The 26,610-nt window shown below is 47.4% G+C and carries 30 protein-coding genes; 2 read left to right on the top strand and 28 right to left on the bottom strand.

Annotation, left to right across the window (positions count from 1 at the left end; translation table 11 throughout):
- Positions 1–85: 85 nt before the first annotated feature.
- Both SPSPH_RS07925 and SPSPH_RS07920 read right to left on the bottom strand, forming a co-directional pair.
- Positions 86–1,009 carry an NAD-dependent epimerase/dehydratase family protein gene (locus tag SPSPH_RS07925; protein ID WP_075754823.1) on the bottom strand — a complete coding sequence of 308 codons (924 nt, stop codon included), beginning with the start codon at positions 1,007–1,009 and terminating at the stop codon, positions 86–88.
- 120 nt (positions 1,010–1,129) lie between these two features.
- Entirely contained in the window at positions 1,130–1,990 is an 861-nt protein-coding gene (locus tag SPSPH_RS07920) for a ChbG/HpnK family deacetylase (protein ID WP_075754821.1), read from the bottom strand.
- 138 nt (positions 1,991–2,128) lie between these two features.
- Here SPSPH_RS07920 and SPSPH_RS07915 point away from each other — a divergent pair, with 138 nt between their 5' ends.
- A complete protein-coding gene (locus tag SPSPH_RS07915; RefSeq protein WP_075754819.1) occupies positions 2,129–2,419 on the top strand; it encodes a hypothetical protein in 291 nt (96 codons plus the stop codon).
- 57 nt (positions 2,420–2,476) lie between these two features.
- Here SPSPH_RS07915 and folE2 read toward each other — a convergent pair whose 3' ends face one another.
- From folE2 to SPSPH_RS07870, 9 genes are all read right to left on the bottom strand, one after another.
- Positions 2,477–3,265, bottom strand: a complete 789-nt coding sequence (folE2, locus tag SPSPH_RS07910) for a GTP cyclohydrolase FolE2 (protein WP_075756019.1) — start codon at positions 3,263–3,265, stop codon at positions 2,477–2,479.
- Positions 3,266–3,296: 31 nt separating this feature from the next.
- Complete coding sequence (gene queC, locus SPSPH_RS07905; RefSeq protein WP_075754817.1) at positions 3,297–3,983, bottom strand: 7-cyano-7-deazaguanine synthase QueC; 687 nt, start codon at positions 3,981–3,983, stop codon at positions 3,297–3,299.
- A 35-nt stretch (positions 3,984–4,018) separates the two neighbouring features.
- On the bottom strand, positions 4,019–5,098 hold the full coding sequence (locus SPSPH_RS07900) for an HD-GYP domain-containing protein (RefSeq protein WP_075754815.1): 1,080 nt from the start codon (positions 5,096–5,098) through the stop codon (positions 4,019–4,021).
- Positions 5,099–5,211: 113 nt separating this feature from the next.
- Complete coding sequence (gene rnhC, locus SPSPH_RS07895) at positions 5,212–6,159, bottom strand: ribonuclease HIII (protein WP_233138740.1); 948 nt, start codon at positions 6,157–6,159, stop codon at positions 5,212–5,214.
- A gap of 16 nt (positions 6,160–6,175) precedes the next feature.
- The gene (larC, locus tag SPSPH_RS07890) at positions 6,176–7,369 is read right to left on the bottom strand and encodes a nickel pincer cofactor biosynthesis protein LarC (protein WP_075754813.1); all 1,194 of its coding nucleotides are present in this window, start codon (positions 7,367–7,369) and stop codon (positions 6,176–6,178) included.
- Between the two features lie 9 nt (positions 7,370–7,378).
- Positions 7,379–8,131, bottom strand: coding sequence for a nickel pincer cofactor biosynthesis protein LarB (gene larB / locus SPSPH_RS07885; protein ID WP_075754811.1), 753 nt, complete (start codon positions 8,129–8,131; stop codon positions 7,379–7,381).
- Between the two features lie 3 nt (positions 8,132–8,134).
- Positions 8,135–8,956 carry an ATP-dependent sacrificial sulfur transferase LarE gene (gene larE / locus SPSPH_RS07880; RefSeq protein WP_075754809.1) on the bottom strand — a complete coding sequence of 274 codons (822 nt, stop codon included), beginning with the start codon at positions 8,954–8,956 and terminating at the stop codon, positions 8,135–8,137.
- Between the two features lie 110 nt (positions 8,957–9,066).
- Positions 9,067–9,525: a hypothetical protein gene (locus tag SPSPH_RS07875; RefSeq protein ID WP_075754806.1), complete on the bottom strand. Its 459-nt coding sequence runs from the start codon at positions 9,523–9,525 to the stop codon at positions 9,067–9,069.
- A gap of 337 nt (positions 9,526–9,862) precedes the next feature.
- Positions 9,863–10,837 carry a 2-hydroxyacid dehydrogenase family protein gene (locus tag SPSPH_RS07870; protein WP_075754804.1) on the bottom strand — a complete coding sequence of 325 codons (975 nt, stop codon included), beginning with the start codon at positions 10,835–10,837 and terminating at the stop codon, positions 9,863–9,865.
- Positions 10,838–11,243: 406 nt separating this feature from the next.
- Between SPSPH_RS07870 and SPSPH_RS23515 the strand changes: the two genes are divergently transcribed.
- Positions 11,244–11,432 carry a CC/Se motif family (seleno)protein gene (locus SPSPH_RS23515; protein WP_422397032.1) on the top strand — a complete coding sequence of 63 codons (189 nt, stop codon included), beginning with the start codon at positions 11,244–11,246 and terminating at the stop codon, positions 11,430–11,432.
- Between the two features lie 16 nt (positions 11,433–11,448).
- Here SPSPH_RS23515 and SPSPH_RS07865 read toward each other — a convergent pair whose 3' ends face one another.
- The 17 genes from SPSPH_RS07865 to SPSPH_RS07785 all read right to left on the bottom strand — a co-directional run bounded on the left by SPSPH_RS07865 (position 11,449) and on the right by SPSPH_RS07785 (position 26,601).
- Positions 11,449–14,541, bottom strand: a complete 3,093-nt coding sequence (locus SPSPH_RS07865; RefSeq protein ID WP_075754802.1) for an efflux RND transporter permease subunit — start codon at positions 14,539–14,541, stop codon at positions 11,449–11,451.
- Entirely contained in the window at positions 14,534–15,673 is a 1,140-nt protein-coding gene (locus tag SPSPH_RS07860; protein ID WP_233138737.1) for an efflux RND transporter periplasmic adaptor subunit, read from the bottom strand. The genes SPSPH_RS07865 and SPSPH_RS07860 overlap by 8 nt, the downstream gene beginning before the upstream one ends.
- A 465-nt stretch (positions 15,674–16,138) precedes the next feature.
- Positions 16,139–17,221 (bottom strand): 3-dehydroquinate synthase, encoded by a 1,083-nt coding sequence (aroB, locus tag SPSPH_RS07855; RefSeq protein WP_075754798.1) that lies wholly within the window; start codon positions 17,219–17,221, stop codon positions 16,139–16,141.
- Positions 17,202–17,735, bottom strand: a complete 534-nt coding sequence (locus SPSPH_RS07850) for a shikimate kinase (RefSeq protein WP_075754796.1) — start codon at positions 17,733–17,735, stop codon at positions 17,202–17,204. Before SPSPH_RS07850 ends, aroB begins: the two co-directional genes overlap by 20 nt.
- 24 nt (positions 17,736–17,759) lie before the next feature.
- The gene (locus tag SPSPH_RS07845; protein ID WP_146196571.1) at positions 17,760–19,088 is read right to left on the bottom strand and encodes a type II secretion system protein GspD; all 1,329 of its coding nucleotides are present in this window, start codon (positions 19,086–19,088) and stop codon (positions 17,760–17,762) included.
- A 5-nt stretch (positions 19,089–19,093) separates the two neighbouring features.
- Positions 19,094–19,642, bottom strand: a complete 549-nt coding sequence (locus SPSPH_RS07840) for a hypothetical protein (protein WP_075754794.1) — start codon at positions 19,640–19,642, stop codon at positions 19,094–19,096.
- 48 nt (positions 19,643–19,690) lie between these two features.
- Entirely contained in the window at positions 19,691–20,764 is a 1,074-nt protein-coding gene (locus SPSPH_RS07835) for a chorismate synthase (RefSeq protein ID WP_075754792.1), read from the bottom strand.
- 14 nt (positions 20,765–20,778) lie between these two features.
- Positions 20,779–21,381 (bottom strand): type 4a pilus biogenesis protein PilO, encoded by a 603-nt coding sequence (locus SPSPH_RS07830; protein ID WP_075754790.1) that lies wholly within the window; start codon positions 21,379–21,381, stop codon positions 20,779–20,781.
- 2 nt (positions 21,382–21,383) lie between these two features.
- Complete coding sequence (locus SPSPH_RS07825; RefSeq protein WP_075754788.1) at positions 21,384–21,914, bottom strand: PilN domain-containing protein; 531 nt, start codon at positions 21,912–21,914, stop codon at positions 21,384–21,386.
- A complete protein-coding gene (gene pilM, locus SPSPH_RS07820) occupies positions 21,901–22,995 on the bottom strand; it encodes a type IV pilus assembly protein PilM (RefSeq protein ID WP_075754786.1) in 1,095 nt (364 codons plus the stop codon). The genes SPSPH_RS07825 and pilM overlap by 14 nt, the downstream gene beginning before the upstream one ends.
- The gene (locus SPSPH_RS07815; RefSeq protein WP_075754784.1) at positions 22,976–23,254 is read right to left on the bottom strand and encodes a late competence development ComFB family protein; all 279 of its coding nucleotides are present in this window, start codon (positions 23,252–23,254) and stop codon (positions 22,976–22,978) included. Before SPSPH_RS07815 ends, pilM begins: the two co-directional genes overlap by 20 nt.
- Positions 23,255–23,272: 18 nt before the next feature.
- Entirely contained in the window at positions 23,273–23,731 is a 459-nt protein-coding gene (locus SPSPH_RS07810; RefSeq protein ID WP_075754782.1) for a hypothetical protein, read from the bottom strand.
- A gap of 186 nt (positions 23,732–23,917) precedes the next feature.
- The gene (locus SPSPH_RS07805) at positions 23,918–24,460 is read right to left on the bottom strand and encodes a PilW family protein (protein WP_075754780.1); all 543 of its coding nucleotides are present in this window, start codon (positions 24,458–24,460) and stop codon (positions 23,918–23,920) included.
- Between the two features lie 46 nt (positions 24,461–24,506).
- Positions 24,507–24,905: a type IV pilus modification PilV family protein gene (locus SPSPH_RS07800; protein WP_075754778.1), complete on the bottom strand. Its 399-nt coding sequence runs from the start codon at positions 24,903–24,905 to the stop codon at positions 24,507–24,509.
- A 22-nt stretch (positions 24,906–24,927) separates the two neighbouring features.
- Positions 24,928–25,413, bottom strand: a complete 486-nt coding sequence (locus tag SPSPH_RS07795) for a pilus assembly FimT family protein (protein ID WP_075754776.1) — start codon at positions 25,411–25,413, stop codon at positions 24,928–24,930.
- Complete coding sequence (locus tag SPSPH_RS07790; protein WP_233138910.1) at positions 25,389–26,120, bottom strand: prepilin peptidase; 732 nt, start codon at positions 26,118–26,120, stop codon at positions 25,389–25,391. The genes SPSPH_RS07795 and SPSPH_RS07790 overlap by 25 nt, the downstream gene beginning before the upstream one ends.
- Before the next feature lie 94 nt (positions 26,121–26,214).
- Complete coding sequence (locus SPSPH_RS07785; RefSeq protein WP_075754774.1) at positions 26,215–26,601, bottom strand: type II secretion system protein; 387 nt, start codon at positions 26,599–26,601, stop codon at positions 26,215–26,217.
- Between the last annotated feature and the right edge of the window lie 9 nt (positions 26,602–26,610).

Here is a 26,610-nt window from a genome sequence, read left to right as displayed (position 1 = left end):
AATTGGTTATCCAATTTTAAATTTGCTGTTATTGCGACATTTTCCTGCTAAAAATTTTATAAGCTGCAAAAAAAAAGTTAGTAATTTACATTGCCTTATTCAAAGCATGATAGGTTCGTCGCAGGCCTTCAGGCAACGGCATATAAGGCTGCCAGCCAATACCGGCAAGAGCAGCACGATTTGATAGTGTCGAGTGATAAATATCCCCTTCTCGAGGCGGCAGATAGCTCCTGTCTATTGGCTTGTCAGCCACAGCCGCCAATATTGCAATCAAATCGTTAACACTGGTTTGTGTCTGACTGCTAATGTTATATACCCTATTTACCCGCGTATGCGCCATAAGGGCCTGACAATTTGCCTCAGCCACATCACCAACATAAATAAAGTCTCTGGTCTGGCCGCCATCGCCAAAAATACAGATCGGCTGATTTTGATGAAGTTTGCGGGTAAAAATGCTTACTACCCCTCCCTCGCCGCCGTCGCCTTGACGTTCACCATATACATTGGCATAACGGAGAACAACATAGTCAAGCTGATGGATCTGGCTGTAGAGCGCAAGATACTTTTCACCGGTACACTTGGTAAGACCATAAAAAGACCCGGGCTTAAGGTGCGCTTCCTCAACAATCGGCAAACAGTCCGCATCGCCGTAAACTGCAGCACTGGAGGCAAATACCACCCGTTTAACACCTGTTTTGCGGCAGGCTTCCAAAACATTCACCATGCCGAGCAAGTTTACCTGACAATCAATATCAGGATGGTCAACAGAATAGGGTACTGATGTTTGTGCAGCAAGATGCACTACACAATCAAACCTTTCCTGAGAAAATACATTCAACAGCTCAACGTCCAGAATATCCATTTTCACAAATTTGACCCCGTCCGCAACATTGGCACGCAAGCCTGTACTTAGGTTATCAAGTACAACAACCTCCCAGCCTTTGTCCAGCATCTTATCAACAGTATGCGAGCCGATAAAGCCGGCGCCGCCAGTTACTAGTGCTTTCATATTGCTCATCCTCTATCTGTTATTCTTTCTACATAGTACGCCACCAAGCCCAAATTCAAGTGTCCCTGCCAATTCAGCCTACGGTTTTAGACTTGGCAAACTACCAGACTTAGCAGGCTACTAAACCGGGCGGACTGCCAGACTGCCAAAGGATACCAGTTTGACCTGCCGCTGTGCCAGGCATTCCATCACCTGCCGGCTGGCAACGGCCGCCAACTCCTGCTGCCAATGATAATCCCAGCCAAATGCCTGGTGTAATACGCTATTATCCAGACCCGGATGGACCATAATTTCTGACAGACCGTTAGGCAGATTATCAATAATGTTCAGCAAAATCTCTTCATTCATGCTGCCGCCGGCCAACATTCCATAAAAATGTTCAGGCGCAGCCAGCCCTGCACGCCGCACCTTCGGGCGGGCCAAGTTTGCCAGCGTACTAAGACCCAGCCGGCCAATAAGCCTACCGGCAGTTGGCCTGAAACCACCGAAAAACAAGGACGGCTCGGCCGGTATCCGCAAAGCCGGAATAGCAAACTGTTTGGCAATGTCGATGACAACATCGATTATCCCAGGCACCACATGCATATGTTGATGGCTGTCAAGATGAGTAATGGCAATGCCGGCTGCCATTACTTTTTTCACTTGGGCGGTAAACTCCCGCCTTACATCCTCAAGACGAACACCGGCTAAACAAAATTTTTGCAAAAATACCGGATAGCTGGAGCATAGCAGTCCGTCCTTATCAATTAGCGAAATAACCTGTCCCGGTTCGGCTGCCGGCAACCCGCCAACCAGCGTGAGATGAACCCCTATTCCCAACTGCGGATGGACTGCCGCTAAAGCGGCTGCATGATTAAAGGCAGGCGCACCGGCCATGATTGAAGTGCTGGTTATACAGCCCTTAATATATCCTTCAACGATACCGAGATTAATGGTTTCATGCAAACCGAAATCGTCGGCATTTACAATTAACTGTTTCATAGTTTCCTCAAAAAGATTTTATTTCCTCTGCGAAAATGGTTAATGGGGCAAAATATCCCTGGTATGAGTTGATATGTGATTTCTGATACTATTACTGGTTGCGTGACCAAATATAAAATACAGGGAGGTAATTACACGATGACACAATCCAAACAAAGCAAGCAAGCTGAAAGCAAAAGCGAATATGGTACCTTGACTGCTAAAATGGATGCCAACAAGGATTATTCCAGTAACACTGCCGGAACCAGCGCTTCCTCTTCCACGGCTGCCGGCACCTCGGCTTCTTCAGCAGATATGAACCAATTAAGCCAACTGGCTAAGCAGTCGCAAACCAGCAGCAGCACAGCTGCTACTAACGCAAAAACCCAAAAGGCTAATCAAACATTAACTGCAAAATATGATGCTAATGGCGACTATAGCGCCGAATAGCAATAAGTAAAACCGACGCGGCGCCGGACTCATTCAAAGAGTCTGGCGCCGCTTGTTTCATTGTTCCACGCACTCAACATGCGCAGCATAGGCACTATGATTATGAATGGACTCATAGTTTTCGCATTCCACTTCAAACCACTCTACACCATCAATCTTGCGCAGTGTTAGTACCAAATCCCTAAGCACATCTTCCACAAACTTTGGATTTTCATACGCCTTTTCCGTAACATACTTTTCATCTTCGCGCTTTAACAACGCATACACCTGGCAGCTGCCCTGCTCCTCCATCATGGCCGCCAGATCTTCAATCCAAATAAATTTGCCTGGCAGCTGTTTAATTTTTGCCCGCATAGTTCCCCGCTGGTTATGGGCTCCATAATGCGAAATTTCTTTACTGCACGGACAAAGCGACGTAAATGGCACCGTAATTCCAAACATAAAGTCCAATTGTTCGCCGCGAACCAGTTCAGCGGAAAATACGCAATCATAATCCAGCATGCTTTTTAAGCCGCTTACCGGCGCCGCTTTCTCAATAAAATATTTAAAATGAATATCAATATGTGCCCGCATGGCATGTAAGCGATCAATAGTATCTGTCAGCATATACTCCACTTCGCGATAGGATACCGGTTTTTGACTCCAATCACTCAGTATTTCGATGAAGCGGCTCATATGGGTGCCTTTAAACTCTTGGGGCAAATCAACAGCAAGCTTAATTTTTGCCAATACCGACTGGAACGAGCCACTCTTGGTTTTTATTAAAAAAGGTAAGTGAACATCACTGACCCCAACCTTCTGAATAGCAATACCACGCTCATCACAGCTGTTTTGAACATCCTTAATCCCGCTCTTTCCCTGGGTCGTTTGCTTCATGTTATTCACTCCTAGTATGATACAAAATAGGGTCCTTCAGTCCTGCCTCAGCAAATCCTTTAAGACGCAAAAGACAGCTGTCACATTGTCCACAAGCCGCATCCTGGCCCTGATAGCAGCTTGTTGTCAGATGAAGCGGTGCTGCCAGCTTATCCCCTAATAATACGATATCCTTTTTGCTTAAGGCTATCAGGGGTGTCTCAATAATAATCTTCCGGCCATCCTCAGCCGTAGCTTTGGTAGAATAGTTAGCCAGTTGCTGAAACATGGCAATGAATTCAGGGCGGCAATCAGGATAGCCTGAATAATCCAAGGCGTTAACACCGATATATACCCGCTCAGCTTCCGTTACTTCAGCATAGCCAAGAGCATAACTCAAAAAAATCAAATTCCGGGCAGGCACATAGGTAATAGGAACTTCAGCAGCGCCGGTATCCCCTTCCGGGACAGCCAGCTTAGGATCAGTCAGCGCACTGCCGCCAATGGCATCCATATTTGTCTCAATAATCAAATGACGGTCAACATTATAATGCTGAGCGACACTGGCGGCGGCCGCAAGTTCCCGCTTGTGCCGCTGATGATAATTAAAGCTTATTGGCAGCAGTTCATAGCCTTCGCTGTTAGCGACAGCCATACATACTGTAGAATCCAATCCGCCAGACAACAGCACAACTGCCTTTTTCTTCATAAGCGTTCCCCTATCTAATCATTTATTTTCTGCAATTAAGCTCTGATAACTTTTACAATGCTCAGACTCTTATTACGTTCCAAATCAATGTATTCTATGTCCGAAGTGACTACAACCGGCCTTGATGCCAGAAAATGTCCAAGATAAATCACCTCTGCCTGTCGTCCATCACTTAATTCTACAATATTACCCACAAAAAAATCGCGAATATTATTTAAAAATACTATGCCAATCTCAGGGTCAAGCTTATGAAACATTTCCTCAAGGATCATATCTACCACAGCAAAGGGTGTAATCTTGCGATGATATACACGGTCGGAAGTCATGGCATCATAGATATCAGCAATGGCAATAATTTTTGCGTAGTCGTGAATTTTATCACTAGCAACGCCCAGTGGATAACCGCTGCCGTCAAAACGTTCATGGTGCTGGAAAACTCCATAAGCCACACCCATTGGCAGATTAGGTATATCACACACCAATCGGTACCCCCGGATTGTGTGCAAACGCATAATTTCCATTTCTTCAGGCGTAAGCTTGCCAGGCTTATTGAGTATTTCCAAGGGAATCTGGGTTTTGCCAACATCATGCAGCAAACCGGCTAACATCAAATCCTGCAAATCCTGTTCGGCAAACCCAAGCCATTTTCCCAATACGCCACAAATTACCGCCACATTAACTGAATGATGAAACGTATAATCATCCTGACGGCGTATCATATGAATATGATTGATTACTCCGGTTGAATTAACCAACGGGTCAATCGAATTATTGGTTAATTCACGTATAGCCGCCAGTGGCACTTCCTTGAAAAAGCGTATTTTAGCAAATGACTCTTTGAGCGCATGCACCGTATCGTCATAGTCAGCATAAAACTTTTTTTGCTGGAGAGTTTCCGGAATAGAAAAATCAATATCAGGCTCATCTGAGAGTAATTCCTTAATAAATACTGTGGAAATATCCCAAAACTTTAGGCCTTCAATCATGCTTTGTGAGAGAATTGTTCCTTCACTGAGAACAATCTTTTTGTCCCGCGTCAGTACCATCCGCCCAATTTCCATCCCAGGCTTTACTTCGTCGAGCGGATATGGTTTGATACGATACTTTGCAGTCATTGCTTTCCCTCCCCGCACGCCACTCCCGGATATATAATTAGTATATGTTACAATATTAACAATATAATTTTACATGTTTTCCTTTTTTCCTGCTAAAAATTTTCCAAATTGAGTTATATCTGCTCAAAAGTCTTAAAATGGAGCTTGCAAACTTGGTTTAATGCCGCTTTTCCATACTTTCCGGCAAATTCCCGGGCAACGCCAACTACCTGGACTGCCCCTTTAGGAAAGCTGATGCCAAACTGTGCAGAAAGCTCGGCCATGCTGACTAAAAATCGGTCACGCGCCAGGATGGAAGCGGCGGCAACGGCAATATTGCGCTCAGCCCGGTGCATCTGTATTAAGGTAATCTCCTGACCTTTTTCTAAGAGTTCGGCCTGAATAAAACGTTCGTGGGCGAATTGGTCGGCGATGGCAAACTTGGCCGGCTCCTGGGTTAGCAGGCTCTCAAGAGCCCGGGCGTGCGAAAAGGCCAGAAAATGATTGAGGTTCCTACCGGCACTGTTAAACTTGCTGTACATAGCATTATACTCAGCCGGCATCCACGCCAATTCAACAAACCGGTGTGCGCACTCTTCCCTGATACGTTCTGCCAGAGCACGGTTTTTTTCGTCAGACAGGGCTTTGCTGTCTTTTACTCCTACGGCGGCCAGTTTATCGGCCGTCTGTTCGTCCACCAACACCGCAGCCACTACCAGCGGACCAAAGAAATCGCCTTTACCTGATTCATCAAGACCAATCCATTTATTATCAAAATCAACCACAGCCTCAAAGCCTGGCGGCCGTCCGGCAATTAGCTGCGCCTTCCCGGCACCCCCGCCCGCAGCCGGCGTTTTTCCTGCGCAAATGGCCTCCACGGCTGTTTTGAGCGGGGACCCAGAACCACCCACAACAATACTAATGCCCTTTTTTCCATTATATATATTAACAGTCACTGTGGCCTGCCCGTCGGAAACCTTTACCTGCCAGCCATAATTGATCGGCTTTTCCGCCGTTATCGTAAATCCTGCCTGGGCAAACCCTTCCTTCAGAACCGCCAGTCTTGCGTTTAGCATATCCATCTACAACCTTCTGTCCTTAACAAATTGACATAGCTTCTTTTAACGCAATATGTTGAACTACCTTAAGCGGCACCCCGGTGGCTTCAGCAATTTTGCGGCAATCTTCATATTCGGGCGCTACATTACATATCTTGCCCTGGTGGGAGCTAATTTTCACCTTGACTTCTCCCCAAGGCAAGCTAATAACCATAAACTCGCGACTAGCCATAGACCGTGATACCGGATAGATGCGCATGCCAATTGAGGTGGTTTCCTGTAAAACAATATCAACTGCTTTAGTCCGGCAATCTGCGGGAATCAGTACAGACAGTTTCGTTGCCGGCCGGTTTTTCTTCATAAAAATAGGCGTCAGCCAAACATCCAGTGCCCCGGCAGCAAAGAGTCTGTCCATTACATAACCATACAACTCCGGGCTTTGGTCATCAATATTGGCTTCCAGCACCAAACATTGTCCGTCCTCCCGGCCACTCAGCAAGGCGGACACATTGCCTGCATATAACCGCAAAACATTGGGAATTTCCAGTTCCCAGGTACCAGCCCCATAACCAATTCGGGCACTGACAAAGCTTTCAGGCATAGCTCCAAAACCATTGCCTAAGGTCGCCAGCACAGCAGCGCCGGTAGGTGTCACCAGTTCTTTGGCAATATCGCCCTGATAGCAGGGAATACCCTGCAAGAGTTCGGCAGTGGCCGGTGCCGGTACCGGCATAAGTCCGTGACAACACTGAACAAAGCCGCTGCCAACATGCAGGCGTGAAGCATAGATATGTTCGATCCCCAGGTAATCAAGCGCCCAGGCAATCCCAACAATATCCACAATCGAATCAACTGCGCCGACTTCATGAAAATGAACCTCTTCGGCCGGCATGCCGTGAACCTTCCCTTCGGCCTCTGCCAGACGGGTAAATATCCGCTTAGCCAGTTCCTTAACCGCAGGTGCAAGCTCTGCACAATCGATCATAGCGACAATATCAGCTAAAGTGCGATGCTCATGCACCGACTCGTCTACCTGAACATCTAGATAACAGGCATTGATACCGCCTTTGTCCACTCTGGTTATTACTAGCTCATAGCCGGTTACTGGCAATTTAGCCAGTTCTGTCCGAAGCAGTTCTGCCGGTGCACCGGCGTCCAGCAGCGCCCCCAGCAGCATGTTGCCGCTAATACCGGCAAAACAGTCAAGATAAATTGCATTATATTTTACATCCATTAGTTCAAATCACCTCATTTGATTAATAATGCTGGCCAGCCTGCCTGCGCCGAAACCATTGTCAATATTCACAACAGCGATACCTGCCGCGCAACTGTTGAGCATGCTTAATAATGCCGCAAGCCCACCAAAACTTGCGCCATAGCCAATACTTGTCGGCACTGCAATGACAGGTTTGGCTGCCATGCCGCCAACAACACTGGCCAGCGCCCCTTCCATCCCAGCAACAACAATAAGTACATTAGCCTGCTCGATAAGCTGCCTTTGATCAAGCAGGCGATGAATCCCGGCCACCCCCACATCATATACCCGTCTGACTTCATTGCCCATAATTTCAGCAGTAACAGCCGCTTCCTCAGCTACCGGAATATCACTGGTGCCGGCACTCATCACCAAAATAAACCGTTCACTATCAACAGGCGGTTTTTGCCGCTCAACAGTAATTAATCTGGCCAATTCATGATACTCAGCATCAGCTACAACGGCTTTTACGGCAGTATACATCTCTTTGCTGGCTCTTGTCGCCAAAATACTATGATTATATTCGGCCAGCCGTTGAACAATAGCCTGCACTTGTTCCACCGTTTTCCCCTGACAGAAAACCACTTCGGCAAATCCTTGCCTGATCAGGCGATGGTGATCCAGTTTAGCAAATTCCAAATCTTCATAAGGCAGTATCTTTAGTTTCTCAACCGTTTCCTCTAAGCTTAATTCGCCTGTCTTAAATTCTCTTAGCAGGCTGCTTACATGGTCAACATCCATTTTCTACACCTCGTTCAACGTCTCATTCATACTGCCGGTGCGATAACCACTAAGATCAAGCGTAACATATGTAAACCCAAGCTGCTTTATACCTGAAACAATAGCCGGCAACAACTCCTGGCTGGCTAACAGCTTTGCCACTGCTTCCGGCTGCAGCTCGATACGTGCCAGAGTATCATGATGACGCACTCGGATCTGACCTGAACAATACTGCCGCACCACTTCCTCGGCAAGTTCTACCTGCCGCAACCGTTCAGCGGTAATCTCCAGCCCATACACCAGGCGTGATACAAGGCAGGCCGCACTTGGCTTGTCCCAGGTGGGCAGCCCCCATTCTTTCGACACAGCCCGGATATCCTCTTTGGTAAAGCCGGCTTCCAGCAGTGGGCTTTTTACCTGTGGCAGTTCGGCAATGGCTTTCATCCCTGGGCGAAAATCTCCTAAATCATCGGCATTCGAGCCCTCAATAACCCAGTCAAAGCCATGCTCCCGCGACCAAGCCACCAGTGCGGAAAACCGTTCCTTTTTGCAATAATAGCATCTCTGGGACGTATTAGCAACAAAATCAGCGCTATTCATCTCTGAAGCTGGCAGCACGGTATGCTTGATACCAATTGCCTGGGCAAACGCCCTGGCCTCCTCGCACTCTCTGGCCGGAGATGATTCGGATACCGCCGTTATGGCCATAGTATTATCCCCCAGCACCCTATGCGCGGCTGCAGCCAAAAAAGTACTGTCAACACCGCCGGAGAAGGCAATAACTGCACTTTTGAGCGTTAAGAGTATGGTATTAAGCTTATTTACTTTTTCCTGGATTGTAATCATTGCCATCCTCCTGTTACTTATCAACATAAAGACATAATGTTTTTATATGCATTATGTCTTTATAAGAATTCCCTATGAACAGCCAAAATCCTGTTTATGGCTGAATTTTTTTAATTTTGCAATTGGGGAGCAGGATGTGAGTTTTCTAAAAGTTTTTCCAGGGTCTCGATGATTTTCAGTTGAGTTTCTTCCATAAATAGTATGCACTGGTTTAGCAACAGAATTTGCGGGTGAATCCGTATTTGCCTTTCCCGCGCAACCAGTTCCAAATACCCAATTGCCAGTTCCATTTGTTCAGCAGCCGCTAAAACCTGGCTGTCAAGTAATCGCTCCCAGAGAATATAGTGATATGCCTGCACCAATTGGGCAGCCTGACTATATCCTTCACTATTGTAATGATAATGGGCAAATTCGGAAACATGTTTAACAAACTCATTAAATTCATGACTGGTAGGCAGCATCATATCCGAGACTGTAGTTAAGATGAGTTTGTTTAGCTCATGAATATTGCTGTTTTGCAGTTTCATTAATGTTAACAAATTATTTACTTCATCCGTCTGATTAAACAATAGCATCCCCCCAAGGCGGTGCCTTTTAGAGCATTATACTTCATAGTATTCAGTTCCCCCATATTATGTCACGAGTACCTCATCTTTCTTAAATCGAGGGAATAGTTTGCGTAGATTTTTTCGCAATGCAAGGCGGAGGAGCCGCACATATCGGACATATGTAAGGCGACGACAACGAAGCAGTGCGGGAAAAGATACGCAAACTATCCTTGTTTTAAGGGAGATGAGGTACTAGGTACCTGCAAAACAAAACCGCCGCAAAACCTATTCGTAAGAATAGTGTCTGCGACGGAATTTTACTGCTACCATATGTTAGAAGGAAATTTTACCGGAATTTCTATTCGTAAATTTGCGAATTGACACAGGTAAGCGGCTTGCCGCCGGTGAGAACGGCAATAATATTGTTAGCAGCAATCTCGGCCATAGCGTTTCTGGTCTCAATGGTTGCATTGCCCAAATGCGGCGCTAACACTACATTATCAAGTTCTTCCAGACCGGCGGTCACTTTAGGCTCAAATTCATATACATCAAGAGCCGCACCGGCAATTGTCTTGCTCTTGAGTGCCGTAAGCAAGGCAGCCTCATCAATCAACGGGCCGCGGGCCGCGTTAATCAGGAACGCAGTAGGCTTCATACTGGTCAATTCCTTAGAGCCGATCATATGTTTCATGGCCGGATTATAGCTCTGGTGGAAGGTTAGGAAATCGGCCTGCTTAATGACTTCTTCCTGTGGCAGATATTCAAGCCCCAGTTCCTGCTCAAGTTCAGGCTGCAAACGGGTGCGGGTATAATAAACGATCCGCATATCAAAGCCTCTGGCACGTTTTGCCACAGCCCTGCCAATATTGCCCATACCAATAATCCCCAGTGTCTTCCCTGTCACTTCAACGCCCAAATGATACAATGGCGCCCAACCGGTAAACTTGCCGGCCCTGGTAGTTTTATCCCCCTCAACAATACGGCGGGCAATAGCCAAAATCAGCCCCCAGGTTAAATCAGCAGTGGCATTGGTGGAAACTGCAGGTGTGTTGGTTACCGGAATCTTCCGGGAGGTAGCGGCAGCTACATCAATATTATTAAATCCGGCACCATAGTTGGCAATAATCTTCAAATTGGGATTTGAAGCGATTATTTCGGCATCAATGTTATCCGAGAGCAGGCACAATAATGCATCTTTTCCTGCCAGGCCATCGATAATTTCCTGCTTGTTTAAAAGACGAAGATCGTTGTGCATGGTTACTTCAAAATGCTTGGACAGCATCTCGGCCGCAATTTGGGGAATAAGCCCCGAAACAAATACTTTTTGTTGCATTGTCAACAACTCCTTTTTGTTACCTGCATTGCCAGTGCCTCACCCGGCGGGAACACGAAGTATATCACCGGCCTTTTTGCTGCCAGGCTTTGTTGTCGTCGCCTTACATATGTCCGATATGTGCGGCTCCTCCGCCGCGCCTGACAACAAAAATTCTCGGAGCTATACTTCATAACCCCGCCGGATGAGACACTTGATATATTTTAAATATATTTTACCAAAATTCCTTACTTTATGGTAGAGTACGCCGGCAGGATATTGTAGCTTTATCCCGAACAAATTTGGTAAATAGGTAGAAGGAGGTATGTTTATGGCAACGCTGACAATAACTGACCAGGCTCTCGAATATATTATTGCTCGCGGCAAACCGGTATATCTTGAACTTTTCCAAGTCATTTCCTGCTGAATTGACATAAGAGAAAGCCCGGCTGTACGCCTGGGCCAACCGCATAACCCGGAAAAATATTCTCTTAAGGAAATACAAGGCATAAAAGTATATACCCCTTACGACCTGCCTGACATCCCCCTAACCATTGCTCTCAGCCGCTTCCTATGGTTTAAGAAGCTGGTTATCGAAGGCTGGCAACTGACTTAGAAAGAAGCCCCTGGCATTACATGCCTGGGCTTCTTTCTGTTGTATCAGGATTAGCCTGTTTAAAATGATTTTGTAGTCTGTCAATCAAAAGATATACCAGCGGAATAATAATAAGTGTCAGGAAAGTTGAAGTAATTAAGCCGCCGATAAGGGTTACTCCCATGGATGAGCGGATTTCAGCCCCGGCACCAATGCCCAAAGCAATGGGCAGCATGCCGAAAATCATGGCAAGTGTTGTCATTAAGATCGGTCTGAGCCTGACTGAACCTGCTTCTACCAGAGCCTCGACGGTCGGCACACCGCGTGCGCGCAGCTGATTTGTATAGTCGACAAGCAAAATAGCATTCTTAGTTACCAGTCCCATCAGCATGATAACACCAATCAACGACATGATATTAATGGTATTGCCTGCAATTAATAAGCCGAGTATGGCTCCTACCAGAGAAAACGGTAAGGACAGCATGATTGTCAGCGGATGGATAAAGCTTTCAAATTCCGCTGCCAACACCATATAAATCAGAATGATAGCCAGGATAAGCGCCTTGGCAATCTCATTAAACGAGTTTTCCATCATCTGGGCCTGGCCCACCAGCTTATGGGTATAGCCTAAGGGTAAATTAAGCCCCGGAATCAAATCTCTTACCTGAGCAAGGATTTCACCCGTAGAAGTGCCTACCGCATTGGCATAGACAATGACCTGACGCTGTCGGTCTTCCCGGTCAATTTGCGTCGGGCCGGATGACAGCTTCACTTCGGCGATATCACCGAGGCGGATAAAGCCGCTCCGGCTCTGAATCCGCAGATTGGCCACATCGTCCATACCCAGGCGATGTTCTTGCTTAAGCTGGACGCGAATATTATAGTCACTGTCAGCCACATTATACTGGTTGCCGGCTGTTGACCCCAGAAAAGCAGTTTGTACCGCCTTGCCGGCAGTTGCCGCATCCAGGCCGACATCGCCCAAACGAGCCGGGTCAAATTTTACCTGAACCTCCGGTTCAGACTGTTCGCTGGATATATCAACATCGGTAGTACCGGGAATTTGTTTTATTTGTTCGGCAAGTAAGCTGGCATACATATTCAGATTGTCCAGCTCCGGACCGCGCAGCGCCACCTGTACCGGACGCGAATCGCCCCGCCCCACGCCTTGCCCGCTTGACACCGATACCTTTAAGCCTTTGACACTCCGGAACTTAACCCGAAGCTCATCCATAATCTGCATCATGGAGCGTGAACGCTCCCCGGTGCTAACCAGCCTTACACCAATCATTGAGCGATAAACCTGACGGTTGCTGCCAACAACCATATAGGCTGATTCCAGTTCCGGAATAGCCAAAATTTCCTGTTCAATCTGGGCAGCTAATTCCCGGTTCCGCTCAATCGACGTTCCTGCCGGAGCCGTCATATTAACAATAAATTCACCGGAGTCATAGGTGGGTTGAAATTCAGAGCCAAGAAACTGCACCAGCAAGCCATTAACCAACAGGGATATTATCGCCAGCGCCACCAGTTTTTTCGGCCGCCGCAGCGCCCAATGCAATACCTGCCGGTAAAATTCCCGGAAAGCCTCAAACCCTCGCTCCCATTTATCAAGCATGGCCTCCAGCCAGCGGATTCCACCTTTTTCCCCGCCATGACCGGCCTTAAGCCAATAAGCCGACAACATGGGTGTCAGTGAAAAAGCAACAAACAGGGAGAACGCCACGGCAAATGCCACCGTCAACCCGAACTGCTTGAAAAACTGGCCAATAATCTCACCCATATTGCCGACAGGCACAAAGACGGCAATAATGCAAAAGGTTGTCGCCAGCACTGCCAGCGAAATTTCTTTAGTGCCTTCACATGCCGCCTCGAAGGGTTTTTTACCTTGCTCCATATGGCGGAAGATATTCTCAATGACTACGATGGCATCGTCAATCAGAATGCCTACCGCCAGACTAAGCCCCATTAACGACATATTGTTAAGGGTAAAATTCATCACCTTCATCAAAAAGAAGGTGGCAATAATGGAAGTCGGAATGGCAAGAGCGCTGATAATGGTTGCCCGCGTGTTGCGTAAAAAGAGAAAAGTAATGGCCACAGCCAGGAAACCGCCAAACACCATGGTCACCATGACATCTTCCACACTGTCTCTAATATACACTGAGTTATCCCGCACTTTGGTGACCTTGATATCAGGCGGCAGCACATTCTGTTGCAGATGCTGCATCGACTGTTTTACTTTGTCCGCGACACCAACAGTATTGGTGCCTGATTGTTTTTGGATGCTGACAATTACGCTGGGTATGCCATTGGTTGCAGCATAGTTGCGTTCTTCCTCCCAGGCATCTTTGACCTCAGCCACTTCGTGGAGCCGCACTAAACGCCCCTGTTGGTTAAGAACAATAATTTGCTTGATATCGTCAATGCTTTTGTATTTACCAATGGTTCTAACCGTTAACTCCATGCCTTTTTCTTTGACATGCCCGCCCGGAGTATTGACATTATTGCTGTTAACAACCTCCAGCAATTGCTGCAATGACAGACCATAAGCCTCCAGTTTGCTGGGGTCGGCCAGAATTTGAATTTCTCTTTGGGCTGCCCCATAGACACTAACCTCGGCTACCCCTTCCAACTGCTGGATTTGGTCTTTAACAATATCCTCGGCAATTTTGCGGATTTCACCCCGCGACCGGTTGTCGGAGGCCAGACTAAAAGTAAGGATAGACTGTGCCGTAATATCGTACCGCTGGACGACAGGCTCATCAATCTCGTCCGGCAGCCGCCGACGAATACCGGCGACCTTCTCCCGCACATCGTTGGCAGCCAGTTTGGCATTTGTCCCCAATTCAAACTCAATCGTGGTCTGCGACACGCCTTCCCGCGATACCGAGGATAGTGTTTTAATGCCTGACACTGAGCTTACGGCATCTTCGACAGGTTTTGTAATCAGGCTTTCCATCTCTTCCGGCGAAGCGCCGGTATAGGTAACACTAACCAAAACAATAGGAAACTCCACATCAGGATACAGGTCAATCCCCAGGCTCGGATAGGCGTTAAGCCCGAATACCACCAGCAGCATAACCAGCATAGTGGTAAATACCGGCCGCTTGATAAATAAATTAATCATTTAGCTGCCGAGCCTCCCCCGGCGCAGCCAGTCGGACCAGCGAACCGTCCCGCAGTTTATTTTGACCGGCAATGACAATCTGCTCTCCCTCTTTAACGCCGTCAATCACTTCCGCCCAGCCGCCGCCCACATACCCCAGAGTAAGCAGACGCTGCTGCACTTTGTTGTCAGCGGTAAGCACATACACCGTTTTACGGTCTTCCCGCATCACCAGCGCCGTTTCCGGCACAACAAGGGCCTGCTCATGCGCCGGAACAGAAACATCCACTTTGGCAAACATACCAGCCTTGAGAATATTTTGTTCATTAGGAATGGAAATCTCGGCGGTAAAGGTTCGTGAAGGCATGGCAGCTACCGGTGACAGACGGGTTATTGTCCCCACAAACTCCTGGCCACCAAGCGCATCTACCCTGACCTTTACACTGGCACCGGTCTTAAGCTGGGTAATCTCCGCCTCGCCTACCGTAGCCTTAGCTAAAAGCGTGCTAATGTTGGCCACAGTAACCAGCGGCGTACCTGCTTTGGCATAAAAGCCGACTTGCAGATGACGCCGGGTGACCACACCACTCTGCGGCGATAGTATGGTAGCGCCTGTCAGTTTGCTTGCATAAAGGCTTAACGCGCCTTCAGCCGCCCGAACCTGGCCTATAGCCAAATCGCGTTTCGTTCTGGCAGAATCGAGTGTTTGCACCGATATGGCACCTTGCTCAGCAAGTCTGGCCATCCGGCTATAATCAAGCTCGGCTTGTTCAAGATTGGCCCTGGCCTGCAGCAGAGTTCCCTCTGCCTGAATCACCTGGGCCGAAAGTTCTCCCATATCAAGCACGGCTATCGTCATACCGGCAGTGACAGCATCCCCTTCATCCACCGTAAGGATCTCTATACGACCGTCAACTTTACCGGAAATATCCGCACTCCACACCGGCTCAAGACTGGAGGAAAAGGTCAGCACAGGCGTAACGTCCCGTCTGGTAACAGCAGCCACTTCGACCGCCACTGCCTGCCCCTGCGCCACGCGCCCGGCCCGTTCTTTTCCCGCCTGCACATTGCTATAGATACGGTAGCTGATAATCCCGGTTAAAACCAATGCCATAATTGCTACAATAATGATTGCCCTTTGCTTGCGTGCCACCTGTTCATTCCTCCACATAAATTTTAAAATCCTCAGTTTTTATTCGACAAGTGGCTAGGCTATCCTGCTGTTGTGATGCAAATTTAAAGAAAAACCACTGATGCGGTTCTTTAGTTTTGTATAGATTAGATAATCCTGGAGTATTAAAAGAAAGCTTACTTTTGGCATTGCCCCATAAGCAGAGAGTCAAGTTATTAGGAGCAACGCGACGCTAGAACTTGTGTGAATCGCTTAGTTCCAAGCGGAGCGCGGAACTTCCTTTAGCTAAGGTCTAGGCCTGGAGCCTCCAAAAGCTGAAAAGCCGGATGGTATTCCTAAAATCCGTAAACTCGCTTACGCTCAAACAGTACGGATTTCTTAACGGAATACCATCCGGCTTTTCTCCTGCGGAACGCTTTTTCCGGCAATGGCCGGAGGGTTACGAGAATTGCAAGAAGCACTCTCTCTTGCTGTAACTCCCTGTTGTCAGGTGATCTGCGCCAGCGCTTCCTTAATTGCAGAATCCGTAACTTCGCGGGTTATCTTTACCTGGCCAATGCCTGTCATAAGTACCCAGTTGATTTTACCGCTCTCCATCTTCTTATCTCTCTGTAAATAACTTATAAGTGCTTGTGGCGAATAGCCGGGAGCTGTAAGCGGCAAACCCATGCGGCTGAGCAATTGCTGTAAAATCTCTACATCCTCGTGCTTGCATAACCCCATACCCTTGCTGATAAGTCCGGCAGCATGCATACCGATGGCTACGCCTTCCCCGTGATTATACTCCGAATAACCGCCCACAGCTTCAACGGCATGGCCAACAGTATGCCCAAAGTTCAGCAGCATACGGAGTGAACTCTCCCGTTCATCCTGGGCCACAATTTCAGCCTTAAGCTCGCAGCACCGGCCGATAACCGTCGCCAGCACAGCCGGCTCGCGAGTCAATAAAGCGGCAGCAGCAGCGGCTAAGTCAGCAAAAAAGTTCTGATCGGCAATAACACCATATTTTATGACCTCTGCCAGACCGGCTTTTAGTTCCCGATCAGGCAGCGTTTCCAATGCTGTCGGATCGATAACGACCAGATTCGGCTGATAAAAAGCACCGATTAAATTTTTCCCCAGTTCATGGTTAACGGCAGTTTTGCCGCCAACACTGGAATCAACTTGCGCCAATAAGGTCGTCGGCACTTGGATAAAGGGTACCCCGCGCAAATAAGTAGCTGCCGCAAAGCCGGCCAAATCGCCGACAACACCACCGCCCAAAGCAATAATCGGCGATTTACGGTCAAGGCCTTTACTAATGGCCTCAGTGAACACCGCATTTGCTGCAGTAAGCGATTTTGAACCCTCTCCCGGTTTTACAGTTACCATCGCGACTGTAAAGCCGGCAGCTGTCAGGCTGTCAGTTAAGGTTCCCGCATAGAGCGGACATACATTTTCATCGGTCACAATAAGGGCTTTATCGCCCAGCGGCAAACGGCGCATCAGTGCACCCACATGACTGATTCCGCCGGGCATTATATGGATGGTATAGCTATGTGCTTCCAGGTTAACTCTTACTTCGGCCACGCAAATAACCTCCTTCCCGCAGCAATCCAATAATTTTCTCTGTCACTTGGTGGGGCGGCATACAACTGGTATCAATAGTATAGTCGGCCCTCATATAGAGGCTGGCCCGCTCTTGAAACAACCTGGCTACCCGCTCGGCCCGGTCCTCACAATCTAAGAGCGGCCGTACGCCACGGCGGGAGGTTCGTTCCAAAATGGTATCCAGCGAAGCCGTGAGCGAGATAATAATTCCCGTATTTTTAAGTCTGACCATATTCTCCTGTTTAAGCACTACCCCTCCGCCTGTGGCGATAACCGTGTTGGTATAACGCGCAACCCGTGAAATAACCTCCCGTTCTAATTGTCGGAAATGGTCTTCGCCATAGAGTTGGAAAATATCACTAATAGCCAGTCCTGTTTCTTTTTCAATTTTTTTGTCAACATCAACAAAGGGACGGTTTAGTCTTCCTGCCAATAACCTCCCGGTACTGGTCTTACCTGTACCCATAAATCCGATTAGAACTATGTTTTTCACTTGTTCCTCCAAATTAAACATTGCCTATTTAACAATACGTGGGGTAAGGAAAATGACTACTTCTGTATCGTTGTGTGTTTTACTAAAATTTTTAAATAAAGCACCAATTATTGGCAGTCCACTGAAAAAGGGCACAGCCTTTCTCGCTTCACTGTCTGTAGACCCGATTAAACCACCAATTACCATGGTTTCGCCGTCCTTCAGCCGCACTGTAGTCTCAGCCTGACGGGTGGTAATCTTATATTGTTTAATATCTGACACTAAAGTGGGACTACTGACTTCTGTAAGAACCTGTACGGTAATCAGTCCGTCGGTATTAATCCTCGGCGTATAAATCAATTTGATACCGGCATCTACATACTCGGTACTTGTTGTTGTTGTCCCATTAGTTAGTGTTTGCACCTGTACAGGAATACGGTCACCAATAAGGATCTGAGCTTGCTGCCCGTTAATCGTGGTAACCTTGGGCCTGGCAAGCACTTTCGCATCGCCGTTGCTTACAAGTGCATTAATCGTTGCCTGGTAATAAAACTCGTAAGGATAGCCTTCCGGATTACGGCCAAATTGAATAATCCCTTTGTTATTTTCGCGGGTAACCGTAATATTATCATCATCATCTTTATCCCGCTCTGCATATTGCGGCGTTGCTTCCCATGACCACTCAATTCCTAAATTTTTTGTTTTCTCTTTACTGATAGCCAGTACTTCGGCTTCCAGTGATACCTGCTGATAGGGTACATCCAGCTCATCCAACAGTTTTTGAACCCTTGCCGCCTCGGTATTGGTACCAAAAAGAATTAATGAATTTGTTGCAAAATCAATAGTCAGCCTGTCTAATGCTGTTGATTCTTCGCTGGATTTTTCACCGGCAGTGGCGGCAGCACTGTTTTGCTGTGTATTGGCAGTTTTCACAGCCGAACTACCCTCGGTTTGTGTGATTTTCTGTCCTTTTTTCGCCCCAAACAAAATGGAGAGAATTGTGTCTTTAACAGAATCCGGATTGATAAATTTCAGCTTAAAGATATGTACCGATCCAAACGCGCGGCCGATTTGTTCAGCAACCCCTACCACCATAACATCACCGACTAATTGGTAGGTGAGTCCTTTGGTCTTGCATACCAAATCAAAAGCCGAATCGTACGGGATATTGGTAAGCTGAATGGTGATCGTCCCCTTGACCGAATCATCCAGTATCATGTTTACCTTGCCGACACTCGCCAAAGCCGTAAGGACATCCCGGACTTCCGCATTGCTCACCTGCATGTTGACGGGGGGTTTAGCCGCAGCAACACCTGTTATGCTAAAGGAAAAAAGACATAACACTATAAGTATTGATTTCTTCAGGCAACACATTAAATTCACCTTTCTAAAGTCAAAACTTTTTCGCCCTGCGGGCCCCGCAGAGTGGCCGTGCCTTCCCCAATAGTTACCAGTTGATATATACCGATGTACTCCTTAATCAGATAAGAGCGGCTAACACCGTCTCTTTTTATTATCGCAACCTGTTGCCCGCCGCCACTCACTGTTCCAGTCAGTTCTAACGAACTTTCCGGCGTTGCAGAGGGTAACACGGCAGATGCCTGAACACTTGAGTAATTCTTTGCTGACGGTAATGCAGCGGCCACCGCCGCCGGCTGAAATTCCGGGGGAACGGCAAACGGGTCACGTACCACGGCATGTACCGGATAGCGTGATGGCATTACCGCCCGTGACATTGCCGGTGAACTAATGCTTTGCCGCGAGGAGCCCGGATGAGTACCGGAAAAGGCAGTCCGTCCCGGCAACCAGAAAAAATACCCTGATGCCGCGGCGATAAAACAACAGAAAAGGATCAGCTGGATACTATGCCGCCAGCTTCGCCTGTGCTGCTTGCATTGTGTGCACTGCCCCCGGTTAAGCCTTTCCACAAAGCAACTCCTCACTTAGTAAAACATCATGACACATAGATAATGAATTTAATCATTAATCCGTATTCTATAATTATTAATGGCCAGCCGCAAATCGTCAATACTGTCACCGCCGAATTTTTCCAACAGACACTGAACCATTACAATAGCCACCATGGCTTCGGCGACAACCGCGGCCGCGGCAACAGCACACACGTCGCTCCGCTCCGTATTGGCCTTTTCTTCCGATTTATCGGCTATATTCACAGTCGCCAGCGGCTTCATCAGTGTCGGAATTGCCTTCATTACGGCTTTAATAATAATGGCCTCACCATTACTTATACCACCTTCAATACCACCGGCATTATTGGTGCGACGACAATACCCCTGACTGCCCTCATAATATATTTCATCATGTACCTGACTGCCTGACAAATTGGCATAAGCAAACCCTGCCCCGAATTCTACGCCTTTAATGGCTTGAATAGACATAACAGCGGCCGCCAAGCGGGTATCCAATCGCCGGTCCCATTGCACATGACTGCCTAGCCCGGGCATAACCTGAGCAACTACTACTTCAAAGATACCGCCCAGAGAATCGCCTGCCGCCTTGGCTTTCGCAATAGCCTCCAGCATTTCTGCCTCAGTTTGCGCACCACCGATGTTTAAAACTCTGGAAGTTATGGTAATACCAGCCACCGCCAAAAGCTGCTTAGCAACAGCGCCTACCGCAACGCGGGCTGCAGTTTCGCGGGCGCTGGCCCTTTCCAGAATGTCCCGGATGTCTTGCCGCTGGTACTTTAACACCCCAGGCAAATCAGCATGTCCGGGTCTGGGAGCCCGAATGGGTTCTCCCTGTGGCTGGCCAAATACAGCCATCCGCTCTTGCCAGTTATCCCAGTCACGGTTATGAATAAGCATAGTTATCGGACTGCCTAATGTAACGCCAAAACGCACCCCTGAGGTTATTTCGGCTTTATCTTTTTCAATCTTCATCCGGCCGCCGCGACCGAACCCCTGTTGGCGGCGTGCCATATCGGCATTAATTTGATCCAAATCCAAGGCCAAGCCTGCCGGAATCCCTTCAATAATAGCGGTAAGCGCCGGTCCATGCGACTCGCCGGCTGTAAGGAATCTGAACATGAAAACACCCCTGTTTAATTTTTTTTATTTTTTACCGGAGATGACTGAGACGGCTGTTTTGCTACAGGTTCGGAAAAAATGCCTTGGCTGTACACAACTACTATAAGTTTAACTTCTAATATGCCTTGTTTTGCTTGAAGATGAGCATATGTAAGGTAATTAAACCGCTGAAGCTCACCCATTTTTTTCGTAAATTCAAGCAGATTGGGAAATGATGCTTTGAGCTGGATTTCTATCGGAATCTCCCTATAGCCATTTCTATTCACCAAGGCCAATGGCTTAATCTCCAAAAGACTTACTTGGCTTAGCTTAGCGGCTTGTTCAATTTCTTTTAAAAAACTGCCAATCTCAGGTTTATCAGGCAGTTTTGCAGCCAGTTTGGCAACCTTCGCATCCATATCCCGTACATGTTGTGACGGGTCAGGGTACTTTTGTGCATAGCTTTCAATAGTTTTTATGCGTTGCTGTTCTATTTGGCATTGAGCTGCAAGGACATCCATCCGCTTGCCTTGTGGCGCTATTATCCCTAAATAGACCAAGACAATGGCAGTCAGCAACCCTGCCCCGAATAAAATCACCTTGTGCTTACTGTCTAAGTTGGCCAGCCAGCCTGTCACAACTATATCCCCTTAATTTTCACAGTCATTTCAAAGGTAGTATACAAATACTCAGCCTCTTGTTCGGCCTTAAGCAGAACAGGTTCGCCCAAAAGTTCATCCTGTTCCAGCTGGGTAATAAAATTGGCCAAATCAGGGTAGGTCGCCGCGTTGCCTTTTACCAGCAACACCTGCTGCTCCCCGGCACTTAGTTCGGAAAGCCATATTTGCGGCGGCGTTATCACGCCAAAATGCACTACGATGGCATTCCACGAAGTCTGTTCAGCCGTTATGTTAAGCAGAACTGCATGTTTTTCATTAATCAGACGTTGTTTATCTATGACCAATTGCATTTTTTCCTGGGTTGGGCGTAACAGCTCATATTGCTGGCTCAAAGCTGCCAATTGCTGTTCCAATGCCCATATTTTATAAGTATTAAAAAGGATTATTCCCAAAACCAAAGTGGTAAAGACTCCGCCGGTAACCAGTGCCAGCTTTTTCAAAGGCCATTTTGAGCGTCTCCTGGCAGGCGGCAGCAGATTAATAGTTAACATCCATTCCTCCGTGCAAAGCAAGGCCAATCGCAACCGCCAGCTGTGGCGCCAAGCCATGCAAATACTCTCTATCCAGCGAAGCAGCCGGAGTTAACACGCTGAGCGGGTTATGCCGCAGCACCTGAATGTCCCCTAATTGCGCAGCTAAATATTCCGGCAGATTATCCAGCTTTGACCCACCGCCGGTAAGATAGATTCTGTCAAGTACAGTTTCCCGGTTTTGTGCCTGATAATACTCGACCGTACGCTCTACTTCACGCCCAAGTTCACTGGCGAGCAATTGGAGACGCTGGTGCGCCATAGACAATTCGCCTTTGAAATCACGGCACTTCAACATGCCGGTCTGTTGTTTCAATCGTTCAGCCTCTGGATATTCAAGCTCTGTTGTCTGCATAATGACTTCAGTAAACTTGCGGCCGCCGATCGGAACAAGTCTGGTAACTGCCGGACTTTCACCCTGAAAAACACTAATTTGAGAAACAGTTGTGCCAATATCAATAACCATGGCATTTTTCACGTCATGCAATGTTCGAAATACAGCCAATGGTTCAATATCGATGGCTAACAGTTTGCACCCAGCCGCTGCCAACGCGTCAGCTAAGGTGTTAACAAGCTCATGAGGTGCTGCCACCAGCAGCACCTTGAGCTCTGCTTCATCTTTCCCCGGCCCAATTACGGCAAAGTCATAATAGTAACTGTCAGGCTCGTAAGGCACATACTTCTCCATATCCCATCTGACGGCCGCTTTAAGTTCTTCCTTAGTCATAACCGGAAAAATGATTTCCCGGACAAATACTGCTCTGCCGGCTACTGCTGCAATCACGTCCCGGGAGGAAATTCCACTGGTGGCCAACAGTCGGCGAATACTATCTGCCAGTGCCTCGCGCTCAAGCACATACCCGTCCTCTACCACATGTTCAGGCAAAGCAATCAAGCCTGCGGCTTTAAGTACCGGGTGTCCGCTATGTAAGGATAGCTCTGCCGCCTTGACCTGTCCGGTGCCAATGTCAAGACCCACAATATTTTGGGACTGCCCACCAAGCCAGTGAACCAGATGCTTTTTAAGCTTTTTTAGATTCATGACGCGGCCGGCTGGACACAATCTGAATAGCCTGACTAATGGCGGTAAGAATATCAACATTAAATTGCTGTTCCAGTGACTTTGCCTTGCTAAACGTTTCCCCCCGTGCGCTTACGACATAATGAGGCGGCAAAAGGTTCAAAGCCAGGGCAGCGGTGTCAAAGCGGCATTGTTCACACCTGCAGGCATGTTTATGGTTTTCAATGACTTCATCAAGCTGTTGCCAAACTAAGTCTTCCATAAAGTTTTTAAGTTCCACAAAGATCCCTCCCACTGTTTAATAGTTGCTATACGAATCTATAGATAAGCCGGACGTACTTGCAGCAGGTGGCGTAACCCGGAGTATTACCTGCCGTTTGGCAGCTGTTTTACCACTGCCAACTGTCCCGGTTGAAGTAATAATGCGGCCTGTCCCCGAACCCGTTACCTTGACAGTATAGCTGCCTGCTGTAGGAGTTCCCTCATTTTTAATGGCAGAAGTCTTGATAACCCCTGGAGGAATTCCGGTTTTTGCCACAAAATCAGTCTCTGTTTTTAATTTGACAATAGCCCACTGAACTCCTGCTTCAGCGAGATATTGAGCAGCAACTCCATTGCGATAATCTTTGCTTAGATCCACTTCAGTCGAACTAAGTGAGATAAAGGCTCCGCCTAAGCCTAAAAGCAAGGTCATGACAATGATCACCATCAGCGTAACCGAACCGCGTTCCGGCGATAAGCGTCGCGTAAACAGCAAGAGCATCACCTCTGTTTCTTTCATCCTGACAGAAAGTGTATAACTTTCATAAAAACAGGATCAACATCGGCTTCCACTGTCGCGCCAAAGGCTTGGCGCAAGCCGTGTTTTCTTTATCAAATAAGCGTGATAATTGCTTCAGATAGAGTTAAAGCTCCACCTGAAGCAATTCTTACTTTGGCATTATCACTTAAAGGTCTGCGTCAAACTGGTAACTGCCGAATAAAGCACGAAACTATGCCCGGTAACAGTATCCTTTGCTTCCACCGTTATGGTTATCGTATCAGGTTTGCTGGGATCAGGCTGCCTAAACAGGGCTTGATTATCCGGGTTAAGAATAATGTAGTTCGCCCCTTTAACATTCTCGCCAGTCACCGGCTGCGAAACAACTTGCGGAATGATACCGGTCTTATATAATTTATGGTCGGCTGTACTGACATGATAGCGGTAGGTATTGCCATACTGGCCTGATTTTATATTACGGTAGGTAATAGATCTGCCATCGCTCCCCAGTTCATAATTATCACCATAACGTAAATCCCTAACCATACTATCAACCGCAAAACGGGCTGTCTGCTGTACCTCAGACCGGCTGATGCCGGACTTCCAGGAAACAAGCGAAGTAGACAAAAGCCCAAAAATTCCGGACAATAATACTACTGTCAGCATAAGTCCAAGCATCAATTCGATCAAAGTCATTCCCCGTTGCCCTGTCATGCTGTTTTGCATTTAACATCTCTCCAAATACTCCAAGTAAAACCGGCAACTGCAATAATTATGGAATGCAGGAGTAAAAAGTGGTTAGTTGTACCTGACGCGCTTGTCCCTGCCTGGTCCATGAAACCACCACCACCACTTCGACAAGGCGGCTGTCATCGATACTGACAAAAGCGGTAGTTGCAACCGAGTAAGGACCTGTTGCCGCTGCCGTTCCCTGCCACGCAATGCTGGCCGGCAAGGCTAGATTTTTCCAATAAGTATCTGACCGCAGCTTTAACAGTTCCAGCTGTTTTTGCGCTAAATTGGTAGCCGCCGTATATTCCGCAGCGCCACCGGCAGCTTTGGTGGACTGGAGGAACATACCTGTAACTGCTAATAAAACTATGCTGGTAAGCATCATCCCCACCACTACCTCAGCCATAATAAAGCCATTTTGCCGCCTTAGTCCAGACATTCACTCCACCCCGTCACAACGGTTACTCGATACGTATCCGCCCCACAGAATCAATGATCACTTGTTTGCTCAAGCCGGTTATCTTCCTGCTGTTTAATTTAATGGTCGTCCCCATACCGTGGGGCAAAACCGGAAGTCCGTTTACATTAAAAGATACAACAGCATTAACCACAAAAACACTGGCCGGCAGCCTAACAGATTTTACACTGTGACCACTCACCATCACACTGTATTGATAAGGCTCGGCCGAAGCAAAAACCATCCTGGGGATAGCTTCGCCGCCGCTATTAATTGTCAATTGCTGCATCCAGCGCAGATCGGCCGCTAATTGCCTTGACGCACTATCCATTTCCCGTCTGGCTGTCGAATCTCCCAGTTTCGGGACAGCTAATGCGGTCACCAGCGCAAGGATGGCAAGCACCATCAGCATTTCTATAAAAGTAAAGCCGCTTTGACCAGACGGCTTTAGACAAATTTTCTTCTTTATGGCAAAAATTGAAAATACCATTGGATAATCTCAACTCCGTATAAAGCACTGATAAAACCGGCAATAGCAATAAAAGGGGCAAAGGGAATAAAATCTTTGCGGGTTTTCAGTTTGAACAGCAAAAGCAAGACGCTGCTCAGACCGCCCAGGACAAAAGCTAAAAATAAGGTCAGCATGGTGGGTTCTAACCCCAGCCACAAACCAAGAGCTGCAACAAGCTTGATATCCCCATCGCCCATACCGCCGCGCGTAATTAGGGCGAGAAAAAGTAAGACTCCCCCGCCGGTAACAGCAGCAAGAAGCATATCCCCAATAAGGGGATAACCGGTATATAGCTTGGCAACAACACCGGCTCCGGCAAACCAGACAAGCACTTTATCCAAAATAAGCTGATGATCATAGTCAATGAAGGCAATAATGACCAGAAATGAAGTAAACATCAGAGCTATAACCAGTTCAAGCCCTGCGCCAAAACACAAGAAACACCAAAAGAATAATAATCCGGTAAGCAACTCAACCACCGCATAGCGTGGCGAATAGGGCTTGCCACAATAACGGCATTTGCCGCCCAAAAGCAGATAGCTCATTATAGGAATTAAATCCCGAACTGTAAGCAGGGTGTTGCATTGAAGACAATGCGAAGGCGGAGTAACTACAGACTCGTTTTGCGGTAAGCGATAGATACAAACATTGAGAAAGCTGCCGATAACAGAACCAATAAAAAACATGAACATACTTAACAACTAAATACCCCTATCAACCCATATAGTTAAAGCAGCTGATTATTTTGCTGCTCAATACAGCAATAGTCCTAACAATCGCTTATGATTTTTCGCTCCAGTCTGCATAATACGACTTGGCTGTGGCTTCCACAGTCGCAAACGCCCGTCCACCATCAATACCATAAATAACTTTCTTGTCCTGATACTTAAAGCTTTGTTCTCCGCTCTTCACTGTTGAGATAAAATAAGGCGATAAGGTAGCAATATCTGTGGCAAATACGCCTGTGGCAGCATAATGCTGGGCAATTGCGCTGTCGATACTCCGCAAATCAGCCTGAATTCTTGCCTTGGTTGCACTGTCGGTAGCACTGGTAAATTTAGGAACGGCAATGGCAGCCAAAATCCCGATAATGGCGATCACTACCAATAATTCAATTAAAGTAAAGCCTTTTTGACTTTTTATATTGTTTCTGCTGTTCATAAGCATTTATTTCAA

It is taken from the genome of Sporomusa sphaeroides DSM 2875 (genome assembly GCF_001941975.2).
In the GTDB taxonomy this organism is placed as follows: Bacteria; Bacillota; Negativicutes; order Sporomusales; family Sporomusaceae; genus Sporomusa; species Sporomusa sphaeroides.
This window is presented reverse-complemented; position numbering and strand designations above follow the sequence as displayed.